A 12,417-nucleotide genomic window follows, 5' to 3' on the forward strand; every position below is an offset into this window, starting at 1 on the left:
AATAAGCAATAAACAATTGGCAGCAGGCAAACGAAGCACCCCATCCACAAATCAACCACTCAATTATTAAACCATGCTCAAACTATCCAAATACGTTCTTTACGATATTCTGCGGAACCGAGTAGTGATTGCGTACACCGCCTTCCTGCTCGTTGTTTCTTTTTCGCTCTTTCAAATGGAAGAAAACAGCAGCAAAGCTGTGTTGAGTTTGTTGAATATTGTGCTTATCGTCATTCCGCTGGTGAGCATGGTCTTCTCAACCATTCACTGGTACAATTCCTACGAGTTCATTGAACTGATGCTTACCCAACCCGTGAGCCGCAAAAAAGTTTTGCTGAGCGAGTTTGCCGGCATCGGCTCTTCGCTGGTAACGGCTTATTTGATCGGCGTTGGCATTCCGGTTATCATTTATCATTTCGACAGCACCGGTGCGGCTTTGTTGCTGGTGGGAAGTCTGCTGACGCTTGCGTTTACGGCCATTGCTTTCTTTGCCTCCGTTAAATCACGCGACAAAGCCCGCGGCATTGGCGTGGCGCTGCTGCTCTGGTTTTATTTTGCGCTCATCTTCGACGGCTTGCTCTTGCTCGTTCTCTTTGCGTTCAGCGATTATCCGCTCGAAAAATTTATGGTGGCCTTTTCGTCATTCAATCCCATTGACCTGGGCCGCATTTACCTCATGTTGCAAATGGACGTAAGTGCCCTGATGGGTTACACCGGCGCAACCTTTAAAGAATTCTTCGGCAGCGGTATGGGTCTGCTTTACACACTTGCCGTAATGCTCGCCTGGATCGTGCTGCCGCTGTTGTTTGCGCTTCGTTCGTTCAACAAAAAGGATTTGTAAGAAGCGATACTGTGGCTGCTTTTGCTTACCGCGATGGCCATGAGTAAAGCCCCTGCCGCAAAAGGAAGGCTAAACACAAACAGCAGTTGCGACGTAGATGGAATGACAACCTGCAAAAGCTTCGCAGCAAATAAGGCTTGAAACAAAAGAAGGGTTTCGGTCGTGAAGAAAGAAAAAAGAAACAAGCCAATACCAAATCGAAAAAGTTTCTTCTGCTCAATGCTTTTCGCGATGGCCGCAAACACACTCATGCTGATAAAGCCCAGCAAAACAAGGTGCAAATAAGCAATCACAAAATTCCGCACGTCATAAGCCATTACCGCAACCGCAGGAAAAGCACCGGCAGCCTGCAAAAAAATTTTTAGCGCAAAAGCGCAAAGAGAAAAAGAAAGCAAGATTGATAAACCGGTTTTCTTAACATCAAGCCATAAAAAATACAAGGCTGCAAGTTGCAGAACTGCTGCAACGCCGCCAATGATGTTGAAAACAAAAGAGGGTTGATGCCACAGCACCGAAAGTGCATAAGCGGGAACGCAGGCAAGATTCATTAATCGAAAAACTTTCGTGCTTTTAGTCTGCAGGTTGCGATACAAAAGCGCCAGCACGATGAACGTAAAAAAGCCGTTGTATTGAAAATGCAGGTAGAAGTAGATCAGGTCGAAATAAAGCGGCGTGCCTTGCTTTCCGGTAACGATCAACGGAACGGTTGCAAACGGACCAAGGGAAGAAACAACGGCATAAATCAATCCCCAAATTAAAAAACGGTGTGCGACGGTCAGGCTTTGGCCTTTAACCGCACGCCAAACAACAACGGCAAAATAAACAGTAGCAGCAATCGAAAGTGTGGAGAAAAAAATGCTGATGCCCTTGTAACCGTACAACGGGAAAAAAACCAACATGCCGTAAGCAGAAAGCAGCGTGAGCACAGAAATAGTCCGCCAGTGTTTTGCCGCAATGCGGCCGGTTAATTCGGGAAAAGCTTTCATTACCAGCGCAATCAACACCGGCAATATCCAGCCGCCAAAGGCAAAATGCGAGTGGCCGTGCAGAAGGTTTTTGTAAACAAAAGGAAAACGATCCAGCAAAGGAGTCGAACGAAGCGTAAGCCCCAAAACCGCCACCAGAAACAGGTTGAAAAAAGCCGCTTGCAAAAGAATTTTTGCCACCTTTTCTTTTGCCTTCTCACTGAGCACCGCTGTAATAATCATCGTTCAAAAATCCGAAGGTAAGCAAGGGGAATACGCAACCGCAGTCAAAACAAAAACTGATTTTTGTCAGATTTGAAGCAATGCATCTTATTGCCGGGCAGAATAAATCAAACCTTTGCGCCCTTACCTTCACTCCATGCTTTCACTCCACTTCTCTCCTTTCCCTCAACGCGAAACCGAACGTTTGTTGCTCAAACAAATAAACGAAGGGGATGCGCCTGACTTGTTTTCAATTCGCTCCGACAAAGAGGTTATGAAATACCTCGACCGTCCACCCGCGCAAAACATGAATGAAGTGGTTGCGCTGATAAAACTCATCACTGATGCCGTAAACAAAAACGAAGGCATTACCTGGGGCATTTATCCAAAAACAGAATCAAATGTGTTGCGCGGCACCATTGGTTTCTGGCGCATTCAAAAAGAAAATTACCGCGCCGAAATCGGCTACCTTTTACATCCTTCGCTGCAAGGCAAGGGCCTCATGTACGAAGCGATGAAGGTTGTTTTGAATTACGGTTTTAACGAGATGCGCCTTCACTCTATCGAGGCCAATGTGAATCCTTCAAATGTAGCTTCCATCAATCTTTTGGAACGCAACGGTTTTGTAAAAGAAGCTTACTTCAAAGAAAACTGTTTCTACGACGGGCGGTTTTTAGACAGCGCAATCTATTCCCTTCTCACGCCGTCCGCACAGTCTTTCATTTAAACGCAAACCTGACAAAAATCAGGTTTGTTCTTTCGCCGCATCACCCGTTCTGTACGCTGTCAAAAATAATTTTGACTGTCTAAAGAAGTCAGCAATGGAAAGACAGGACCTGCCGCCGACCGACAAAGCGGATCTCGAATTTGATAAAACTTTTAAGCCCAAAGGCGCTATTGCGTTTTTTCTCATTCTCGTTGTTCTTGGAATTGTCATTTGGTACGGTATCTATTACATCATGCTTCAACGCGTCTAAATCAATCCTATGCAAATTGACAGATTTGAAAAACGGGTGTTGATGATCAGCGGTGCGCTTGTGGCTGTTTTTATTTTTTCCATGTTGTATGCACGAAGCAAATACAACGATTTGCCTGCGTGCATTCCGTTTAACAAAACCTACACCGAACCGAAGGTGACAAAGCTTGATGATAAAACTTACCAGGTGTTTGCGGTAGCGCAGATGTGGCAGTTTCAACCGGCACAGATTTACATTCCCGTAGGCAGTGACGTAGATTTTTATCTCACTTCGAAAGACGTAGTGCACGGCTTTTTCATTTCAGAAAAAAACGTGAACATGATGGCCGTGTACGGGAATATCAACAAGCAAACGGTGAAGTTTGACAAGCCCGGCGTGTATAAAATCACCTGCCACGAATACTGCGGCACCGGTCATCAAAACATGCAGGCCGAAGTGATTGTAAACGATCCGGCGGCGAGATAAAAACCCCTGTTTTCCTAAAACGAGGACTGGGGTTGAAGAAACTTTCCTGTTATCCTTTTAACGTAAAAATTTGTATGAACCAGGCAGCGCTGCTACTATTAAACATTCGTTGCGTCGCACTCTTCAAGGGCTTGTAATGCTACTGAACAATTTTTGAAACGCTTTCAATATTGAATGATGACCGAAAACACGAACGCAAATCAAAACGCATTGAGCCTTGGCGATTGGCAACTTTCGCCCTGGCTGAAAAGAATTATTTACTGGGAATTGGGCATCCCGTTGGCGCTTCTGTCGATTGGTATTTATCACGGCTTAATGCAGGTAATTTACCGTGCCGGTGTTTTACACCAGTCAGCTTTTGCCGGCCTTGATTATTACCAGGGCCTCACGCTTCACGGTGTCATCAACGCGATTGTATTAACTACTTTTTTTGCAGTGGCATTCGGGCACGCCACCATCACGTTTTATTTAAAACGAGAGCCCACCAAAACGCTTACGCTTCTCAGCTTTTGGTTCATGGTCATCGGTACGCTGATGGCCGCTTGGGCGATGCTTTCGGGCAAGGCTTCTGTGCTGTACACGTTTTATCCTCCGTTGAAAGGTCACCCGCTTTTTTATCTCGGCACGGCTTTGTTAATCGTTGGCTCCTGGTTTCCCTTGTTCGATTGGTCACGACTGTACCGCCAATGGAAACGCGAAAATCCCGAAACAAAAACGCCGTTGGCTGTACTCGGCACCCTCGTCAATTTCATCATTTGGTTTGTGTGTACGCTGGCGGTTGCCTATGAAGTGCTCGTGGTTATTTTACCTTGGGCCTTGGGTTATAAACCAACGGTGAACGTAACGCTTGCCCGCACCTTGTTTTGGTTCTTTGGTCATGCGCTGGTTTATTTTTGGCTGCTGCCGGCTTACGTGATGTACTATAATTTTTTACCCAAACTGGCCGGCGGCAAACTTTACTCCGACATGGCCGGCCGCATTGCAGCCTTCCTGTTTTTAATCTACTCTGTTCCCGTTGGCGTTCATCATCAATTCTCCGATCCTTCCATTACAAAAGGCATCAAGCTTTTTCAAAGCATCCTTACGTTTGGCGTTACCATTCCCAGTTTCATCACGGCTTTTACCATTGCGGCTTCGCTGGAATATGCGGGACGCAAACGCGGCGCAAAAGGCCTGCTCGGCTTCTTTACCAAACTTCCATATTTGGATACTGACCGCTACTTGTTTGCTTATCTTATTTGCGGGTTGTTTCTCTTCATCTTCGGCGGCTTAACCGGCATCGTAAATGCCTCCAGTGAGTTGAATAACACCATTCACAACTCGGCCTGGATACCCGGGCATTTTCACATGACGGTTGCGGGCCCTGTGTTCCTCGGCATCATCGGCATGAGCCTTTATTTGTACCAAACCACATCGGGAAAAAAATTGTTCATGTCCAAAGTCGCCGTCATTATTCCTTATCTCTGGGTCATCGGCATCCTGATCTTTTCTACGGGGCTTTCCTGGGGCGGATTGATTGGCGAACCGCGCCGCACCAATCTTGGCCTCACGTACCTGAATCCTAAAAGCGAATTGTTTACGCCGGAGTGGGTACCCACTACCATGCTTGGTTTGCTCGGCGGCATCATCATGTTCATTGCAGGCATAATGTTCCTGGTTGTGTTTTTTGGAACGATGTTGAAGAAACGTTCAGCAGAAGGCATGCTTACCTTCCCCGTGAGCGAAGCTTTGCACGACGAAAAAAGAATTCCGCTATTTGATAAATTCAAACCCTGGCTTGCGGCGATGGCAGTGATTTTGGTGATTGCGTACGTCCCGGCTTTCGTTGATGCAACAAAAAACCCCGGTCCAGGTGCGCCACGCTTTACGCCGGACAATCCCGTGCCCGTGCAAACGGAACAACCTTCTGCAACGACTACTACCGGCTTAACAAAACCACTATCATTCAATAAAAATTAAGATGAAAAAACACGGTCATTGGATATTCATTGCCGCAGTGGTCATTCTACCACTTACGGTTTTTGCTGTGGTGAAATGGTACGAGAATCAATTTACAAGGCTGCCGGTGTTGGTAAGCCAAGAACACCGTGTTGGAGATTTTAATCTGACAAACCAGTACGGCAAAACGATATCGTTAAAGGATTGGAACGATAAAATTGTCGTGGCCAATTTCTTCTTTACGCACTGTCCCGTTGTGTGTCCGAAAATGATGCGAAACCTGGTGAAAGTGCAGAACGTTTATCGCAACGACAAAAATTTTCTCATCACTTCATTCAGCGTTGATCCCGAAAGGGACACGGTTGCACAACTGCAAAACTTTGCATCGCGAATGAACGTTGAAGGCGCCTGGCATTTACTCACCGGTAGCAAAAAAGAAATTTATGCGATGGCCCGCAAAAGCTTTCGGGTAACGGCAACCGATGGTGACGGCGGGCCACAGGATTTTATTCACAGCGAATCATTGGTGCTTGTTGACAAGCAGGGCCGCATTCGCGGTTATTACAACGGCACGAACGATACAGAGGTGGCAAATCTCATTCGCGACATTAACCGTCTGCAAAAAGAAAACTGAGCAACTGACCAAAATCAGTTTTCCTTCTGTTAGAAGTAAGTCTTTTTGGGGAAAGGAAAAAACACCTTTGCCCGCAGAAACATCAAAGCATGAAAACAAAAATATTTTCACTCATTGCTGCTTTTTCTTTCACGCTTTCCGTCACGGCTGCGCCGCCGGCAGAAGAAGGCAAATCTATTTTTGCCGCCCGCTGCGCCGCTTGTCACAACGTCAATAAAGTGTTAGTGGGTCCAGCACTTGCCGGTGTGGATACACGACACTCCATCGAGTGGATTGTAAACTTTGTTCATTCCTCGCAAACTGTGATTAAAAGTGGCGACACGGCTGCTGTGGCTTTATTCAACAAATTCAACCACGTTCAAATGCCCAACCATCCAGACCTCAGCGAAGGGCAGATCAAAAACGTTGTGGAATACATCAAGACCGAAGCAAAAGCAGGCGGTGAAAAAGCGCCGTTTGCCAAACCATATTCGGCGCGTCCAAATTATGCGCCTCTTTCTTCTGCTAACTACGGTTTCTTTCTCTCCTATTTTGCCCTGGTGGGTTTGCTGATTTGCGTTTTGTTGTTTGCCGTGCAATTGAAACAATACGAGAGGCGTGTGGCTGGCGAAGAGTAAACTTTGTGTATCGTTGGTTTTCGTTTCAACCGAGTGCCTCATTCCTGGGGCACTTTTTATTTGCTTGTTGAGAGGAAAGTTTACAAACCAAATTAGATGGTGACCATTCGAACCAGTTTTTGCAAAACGGCCCGGCCGGTTTTTGTTTTTATCCACCATTGAAAAAGCGCAATGCCCACAATGGCACAGCCCACGCCAGCCAAAACATCCAGCACATAATGATGGCTTGAATAAACAGCGGCAAACCAAATTCCAATCATAACAAGAGCAAATAAAATATTCCAGGTCCCAAACTTTCCTTTCAGGCCATAAAACAGTACGATCAGTATATACGAAGCATGCAGCGAAGGCATGGCCGCAAACACGTTGGAGCTTTTCGCATAAATGCTTTTAAAAACGCCGGCGCCAACAAGAGCATCAAAACGTCCAAGGCCTGCCGTATTGCCCGGCGTAGAGGAAATAAAATCAAAACCGTGTTGTGCAACGTACCAGGGCGGTGCCGCGGGATAAAGATAATAGCCTATAAAACCGATGATGTTTACCAAAAAAAACGTCAGCGCAAATTGGAAAAACAAAGACCTGTTTTTGAAAAACAGAACGCCGGCAAAAGCCAAAGGCAGAGGAATCCAACACAAATAAAAAATACCGGAAAGCAAATCAAAAAAGGACGATGTGTTTTGTGCGAAAAATTCATTTGGCGTAATCATCTTGCCTTGCGAAGAAAAGCTGAAAAGGCTTTTTTCCGCTTGGTACAAGTCCTGAATATGAACGGTATTGAACTTGTAATTGGGAAAGGCTTTCATGTAGTCGAACACAATCCAATACACGATAAAAACAGAGAAACCAAGAATAAACCGTCGTGTGGGGCGGCCGGCAAAATAGCAAGCATTAAAAAGAGCAACAAGAATGACCTGTTCTGTCTTGAAGCCAATTAAAATAGCCGAAACAATAAGATAAGAGGCGGTTAATACAAAAGCCGTTTTAACGGAATGCGCATCAAAGAGAGAATCACCGTGTTGACGGGCTTTCGCTTTCTTAAGCACTTCGGTTTCCTTTTCCGTATCGCAAGAAGTCATGAAAAGCAGCGGTTGTTTACCGGGCAAATGTAAGCGGAAGATGAGTTCGGGAAGGACGCCAATGATGAACGAAGCAAAGCTTATAGTTTCACAAGACGTTGTTGACTTGATGCTTTCTGCCGGTCCTTTGCTTCGAGTGCACGTTTGGCATCCATCAGGCGTTGATAAGCCGTAAGGTTTGTAAGCACGGCCAATACGGCAAGCGGCAGCGTAAACACCGACATTGTTTCAAACACATGAAACGGGATGCCTTTTACAAACAACTTGTAATTGCCGCCAATGTATCCCGAAACAATGCCACAAGCAAGCGCCGAAGTGCCCACCAATACAACTCGTTCGGGGCGTTGCATTAGACCGCCCTTACATTCAATCCCTAAACCTTCGGCCCTTGCGCGGGTGTAGCTTACCATCATTGAGCCAATCAACCCGATAAACGCAATGAGAGAAGACATGAAATAGTGATGCGCAATTAAATAGTAGCAAATGCCGAGAAAGGTAAATAGCTCGCTATACCGGTCTAAAACAGAATCGAGCAAAGCACCGAAGGACGAACTCATTTTTCCCAGCCTTGCTACTTGTCCGTCAAGCATGTCAAACAACCCTGCAAAAAGTACAAGACCACCGGCCCAGCCAACGTACCGAAAGTCGCCGCGGTTGCCTTCTTCGGCACCCATTATAAAGATAACTGCCACGCCAACGTTGAGCAGGAAACCGATAACCGTCACCACGTTTGGTGTAAAGCCAATCTTCACCAGCAGCTTTACAAACGGGTCAATGATTTTATAAATACCGAATTGAAGTCGTACACGAAGAGGTCTGGTTTCCATATTCAAAGTTTTGCGCCAGGCGGTTTTTTGCGTTGGGCTGTTTACCTGAAAACAAACCTTTTTTGCAAAGGGTAATTGTAAGCAATCGCTAAAAACAAAGTAACGGTAATTTTAGAAACAATGTAATTAAGACCCCCGATGTGTGTAAGCAGGTAAATCCCCGAAGTAGCCAGCAGCAAATAGCCCAGCCACACCAAAAAGTAGCGGCCAAGCTGAATGTGAGGGGCCGTATAGCCGCCTCGAAAAACCCATTGCCTTCCTATTGAAAAATTGGTAACGCCGCCAATGATGGTTCCTGCACTGCTGCCCGCAACGTACCAAAAACCGAAGAACTCCACGGAAAGAATCATTATTACGTAATCAATCAGTGAAGCGGCAAACGAGGCCAGTTGAGCTTTGGCAAACGTGAACATTAAAAAGAAAAATATTTGATGAGCAGATGCAAAATTACAGCAGAATAAATGCCCGCTAAAAGATCGTCAAGCATCACGCCCCAACCCGCTGGCGCTGCTTCTGCGTTGCGAATGAACAAAGGCTTGGCAATGTCGAAAAAACGAAACAGAATAAAAGCTAAAAGATAATTCATCCAACTGAACGGCAGCAGGAACAACGCCACGCTCATGCCCAGCCACTCGTCAATGACAATTCGATTGCTGTCGTGTCCCCAAATTTTTTCTACCCTTGCCGACACCCAAACACCGGCAAAAAACAAAACAAGAATGTGTGTTGTTTGTTCAACCCAACTCGTTTGGTCAATGCGCAAAGCCCACCACAAAAGGCAACAAAAAAGTGCAGCCACTGTGCCTGCACCTTTTTGCAGATAGCCAATGCCGAGGCAAGTGGCAATCAGTTTGTTTACGATCATGACATTGCTTCTACAAGATCCTGGTAATAATCCAAACCGAGATGCGTGATCAGGTCTTCGCCCATGAGGTGGCGCAGCGTATTTTGCAGCTTGATCAATTGCTTGAAGATGTCGTGCTCGGGGCGCAGGCCCGGAGCGGTTTGCGGCGATTTAAAGTAAAACGACAACCACTCCTGTATGCCCGACATGCCGGCACGTTTGGCCAGGTCCATGAAGAGTGCAAGATCGAGAACAATCGGCGCAGCCAAAATGGAATCGCGGCAAAGAAAATTAATCTTAATCTGCATGGGATAACCAAGCCAGCCAAAGATGTCAATGTTGTCCCAGCTCTCTTTGTTATCGCCGTGCGGCGGATAATAATTGATGCGCACTTTGTGATAAAGTTCACCGTAGAGTTCCTGGTTGTGTTCGGGTTGCAAAATGTCTTCCAACACACTCAGCTTCGATACTTCTTTTGTTTTGAAATTATCGGGATGATCCAACACGTAACCGTCGCGGTTACCAAGAATATTGCTGGAGAACCAACCTTTCACACCAAGGGCACGAGCCGCTAAACCGGGAGCCAAAATGGTCTTCATCAAAGTCTGGCCGGTTTTAAAGTCTTTACCGCCAATGGGCGTGGCCGTTTGTTTCGATAACTCAACCAGGGCCGGAATGTCAACCGTTAGATTGGGAGCGCCGTTGGCAAAAGGCACGCCCAGTTTCAATGCCGCGTAGGCATAAATCATAGACGGTGAAATGGCCGCATCGTTGTTGCGCAAACCTTCTTCAAAACTTTCCAGCGATTGATGCACCGCCGAAGGCTCGATGTATTTTTCAGTAGAGCCGCACCACACAATTACCACCCTTGCGCAGTCATTGGCATCGCGAAAATTTTCAATGTCGTCCATTAAGGCTTTTGCCAGATCAGCTTTGCTGGCTGCGGCTTTCACGTGATCGCCGTCGAGGTTTGAAATGTAGCTTTTATCAAAGACCGCTTTCATGGGCTTAATCGCTTCCAGTTCGGCTTTCACTGCATGAAGCAACAGCGGCTCCAGCACTTTTGCTTTGCTTGCCGCTTCAAATACGTTGTCACTGTAAACATCCCAGCCGCCAAAAACAATATCCTGCAAATCGGCCAGCGGCACAAATTCTTTGATCTTTGGGTAGCGGTTTTCCGTTCTTTTTCCCAGGCGAATGTTGCCCATTTGCGTAAGTGAGCCTACCGGTTGGGCCAGACCTTTTTTCACGGCTTCCACACCTGCAATTAGCGTGGTAGCCACGGCCCCTAAACCGGGAATGAGCACACCCAGTTTGCCGTCTTTTTTCTCAATGTTGGTGAGCATATCAATTTGTTGAAGATGTAAGAAATAGCAGAAGTTGCGGAGGTTGTGCTCTCCAAAACCTCTTTTGATTCAAAGCAAAGAAAATGGAAAATCGGTTTTAACCGTGCAATTATTTTGCACATTCAACCGCGGTTTCACAACCGGAAACCGCTGTGTTCAGCGCACAATTCCACCTTACATTTGTTTTGTATAAACCTTAGCCAATGAACGTCAGGATTGAAGAATCGTGGAAAGAAGTCTTGCAGGAAGAATTTAAGAAGCCATACTTCAAACAAATTACAGCGCACATTAAAACCGAAAAAGAACAGGGCAAAACCATTTATCCGCCAGGGCCTTTAATCTTCAATGCGTTTGAACAAACGCCTTTCGATAATGTGAAGGTTGTCTTGCTCGGACAAGATCCTTATCACGGAAAAGGGCAAGCGATGGGCTTAAGCTTTTCGGTGCCTGATGGCGTGCCCAAGCCGCCTTCGCTCGTCAATATTTTTAAAGAACTGCACGACGATACCGGCGTGCCCATTCCCAATACAGGCAATCTGACCAAATGGGCGCAAGGAGGTGTAATGTTGTTGAACGCTGCGCTTACGGTACGTGCCGGCGAACCAAACAGCCATGCAAAAATTGGCTGGCACCAGTTTACCGATACCGTCATCCAAAAAATATCCGAATTAAAAGAGAACGTGGTGTTTTTGTTGTGGGGAAAATTTGCGCAGGACAAAACAGAATTGATCAATACAAAAAAGCATCACGTATTAAAAGCAGCGCACCCTTCTCCTTTTGCTGCCGACAAAGGCTTTTTTGGCTGCCGCCATTTTTCAAAAACCAATGCGTATTTGGTAAAGCACGGCATTGATCCGGTTGACTGGGCAATATGAAAACGAAGGTCAGAAGTCATCTGTTAGTTATCAAACTTCCGTCCACATCTTTGCATGCATGAATCTTCTTAAAAACATTTTAGGCCGGATTATGGCTTTTTGGGCGCTGCTCGTATTCGTGCTTTCCCTGTTGGTTTTCGTTATTCCCGTTTGGCTGGCTGACCGTCTTTCCGAACCGAAACGCTCAAGGGTTTCGCATATTTTTTATTGCGGCTGGATGACAACCTTTTTTGTACTGTCGGGTGTGCGGCGTGTTTTTAAAGGCAGAGAAAATTTTAAGGAGGGACAGAACTACGTGGTTATTTGCAATCACCGTTCAATGATGGACCCACCGCTCTCCACTCCGGCCATTCCCGGGCCAAACAAAACAATTGCAAAAGTTGAAATGGCGAAAATCCCCGTGTTCGGGGTTATTTACCGGAGCGGCGCAGTGTTGGTTGACCGCAAAAGCGATGAAGGCAGAAGGCAGGCTTATATTAAGATGAAAGAAGTACTCGGCCGGGGTTTGCACATGTGCATTTATCCCGAAGGCACACGCAACAAAACAAAGGAACCGTTGACACGGTTTCAAGACGGCGCTTTTCGCCTGGCAATTGATGCCAAAAAGCCCATTATTCCTTCGCTGATCTTTAACACAGAGAGAGTGTTGCCGCGAAAGCCTTTCTTTTTTTGGCCCACCAAAGTGGAGATGCATTTTTTACCGCAAATAGATGTAGAAGGAAAATCGGTGCAGCAACTAAAAGAAGAAGCGTTTGAAAAGATGAAAGCTTATTACGTCGCAAACGCTTAA

General features: G+C 46.1%; 15 protein-coding genes. 9 read left to right on the top strand and 6 right to left on the bottom strand.

The genetic code is table 11. The annotated features are described in order from the left end of the window. Positions 1 to 73: 73 nt before the first annotated feature. Positions 74 to 841, top strand: coding sequence for an ABC transporter permease (locus FSB75_RS05840; protein ID WP_146784150.1), 768 nt, complete (start codon positions 74 to 76; stop codon positions 839 to 841). Here FSB75_RS05840 and FSB75_RS05845 read toward each other — a convergent pair. Then, complete coding sequence (locus FSB75_RS05845) at positions 760 to 2,049, bottom strand: hypothetical protein (protein ID WP_146784153.1); 1,290 nt, start codon at positions 2,047 to 2,049, stop codon at positions 760 to 762. The two genes, FSB75_RS05840 and FSB75_RS05845, sit on opposite strands and share 82 nt — an antisense overlap. Before the next feature lie 136 nt (positions 2,050 to 2,185). Between FSB75_RS05845 and FSB75_RS05850 the strand changes: the two genes are divergently transcribed. From FSB75_RS05850 to FSB75_RS05875, 6 genes are all read left to right on the top strand, one after another. Further along, positions 2,186 to 2,755 (top strand): GNAT family N-acetyltransferase, encoded by a 570-nt coding sequence (locus tag FSB75_RS05850; protein WP_146784157.1) that lies wholly within the window; start codon positions 2,186 to 2,188, stop codon positions 2,753 to 2,755. A gap of 94 nt (positions 2,756 to 2,849) precedes the next feature. Beyond that, the gene (locus tag FSB75_RS05855; protein WP_146784160.1) at positions 2,850 to 3,005 is read left to right on the top strand and encodes a cytochrome c oxidase subunit 2A; all 156 of its coding nucleotides are present in this window, start codon (positions 2,850 to 2,852) and stop codon (positions 3,003 to 3,005) included. A 9-nt stretch (positions 3,006 to 3,014) separates the two neighbouring features. Next, positions 3,015 to 3,470 (top strand): cytochrome c oxidase subunit II, encoded by a 456-nt coding sequence (locus FSB75_RS05860; RefSeq protein WP_146784163.1) that lies wholly within the window; start codon positions 3,015 to 3,017, stop codon positions 3,468 to 3,470. 174 nt (positions 3,471 to 3,644) lie between these two features. After that, entirely contained in the window at positions 3,645 to 5,429 is a 1,785-nt protein-coding gene (locus FSB75_RS05865; RefSeq protein WP_227990782.1) for a cbb3-type cytochrome c oxidase subunit I, read from the top strand. A gap of 1 nt (position 5,430) precedes the next feature. Next, the gene (locus FSB75_RS05870) at positions 5,431 to 6,042 is read left to right on the top strand and encodes an SCO family protein (RefSeq protein WP_146784166.1); all 612 of its coding nucleotides are present in this window, start codon (positions 5,431 to 5,433) and stop codon (positions 6,040 to 6,042) included. 89 nt (positions 6,043 to 6,131) lie between these two features. After that, on the top strand, positions 6,132 to 6,659 hold the full coding sequence (locus FSB75_RS05875; protein ID WP_146784169.1) for a c-type cytochrome: 528 nt from the start codon (positions 6,132 to 6,134) through the stop codon (positions 6,657 to 6,659). A gap of 92 nt (positions 6,660 to 6,751) precedes the next feature. Here the strand turns inward: FSB75_RS05875 and FSB75_RS05880 are convergent, their stop codons facing one another. The 5 genes from FSB75_RS05880 to FSB75_RS05900 all read right to left on the bottom strand — a co-directional run bounded on the left by FSB75_RS05880 (position 6,752) and on the right by FSB75_RS05900 (position 10,752). Next, positions 6,752 to 7,735 (bottom strand): phosphatase PAP2 family protein, encoded by a 984-nt coding sequence (locus FSB75_RS05880; RefSeq protein ID WP_146784172.1) that lies wholly within the window; start codon positions 7,733 to 7,735, stop codon positions 6,752 to 6,754. An 80-nt stretch (positions 7,736 to 7,815) separates the two neighbouring features. Further along, entirely contained in the window at positions 7,816 to 8,562 is a 747-nt protein-coding gene (locus tag FSB75_RS05885; protein ID WP_146784175.1) for a CDP-alcohol phosphatidyltransferase family protein, read from the bottom strand. A gap of 41 nt (positions 8,563 to 8,603) precedes the next feature. Then, complete coding sequence (locus FSB75_RS05890; RefSeq protein WP_146784178.1) at positions 8,604 to 8,975, bottom strand: GtrA family protein; 372 nt, start codon at positions 8,973 to 8,975, stop codon at positions 8,604 to 8,606. Beyond that, positions 8,975 to 9,427, bottom strand: coding sequence for a phosphatidylglycerophosphatase A family protein (locus tag FSB75_RS05895; protein ID WP_146784181.1), 453 nt, complete (start codon positions 9,425 to 9,427; stop codon positions 8,975 to 8,977). Before FSB75_RS05895 ends, FSB75_RS05890 begins: the two co-directional genes overlap by 1 nt. Next, a complete protein-coding gene (locus tag FSB75_RS05900) occupies positions 9,424 to 10,752 on the bottom strand; it encodes an inositol-3-phosphate synthase (RefSeq protein WP_146784184.1) in 1,329 nt (442 codons plus the stop codon). Before FSB75_RS05900 ends, FSB75_RS05895 begins: the two co-directional genes overlap by 4 nt. A 203-nt stretch (positions 10,753 to 10,955) precedes the next feature. Here FSB75_RS05900 and ung point away from each other — a divergent pair, with 203 nt between their 5' ends. Both ung and FSB75_RS05910 read left to right on the top strand, forming a co-directional pair. Next, complete coding sequence (gene ung / locus FSB75_RS05905; RefSeq protein WP_146784187.1) at positions 10,956 to 11,627, top strand: uracil-DNA glycosylase; 672 nt, start codon at positions 10,956 to 10,958, stop codon at positions 11,625 to 11,627. 58 nt (positions 11,628 to 11,685) lie between these two features. Next, a complete protein-coding gene (locus FSB75_RS05910; protein WP_146784190.1) occupies positions 11,686 to 12,417 on the top strand; it encodes a lysophospholipid acyltransferase family protein in 732 nt (243 codons plus the stop codon).

Origin of the sequence: Flavisolibacter ginsenosidimutans, assembly GCF_007970805.1 — a bacterium.
In the GTDB taxonomy this organism is placed as follows: Bacteria; Bacteroidota; Bacteroidia; order Chitinophagales; family Chitinophagaceae; genus Flavisolibacter; species Flavisolibacter ginsenosidimutans.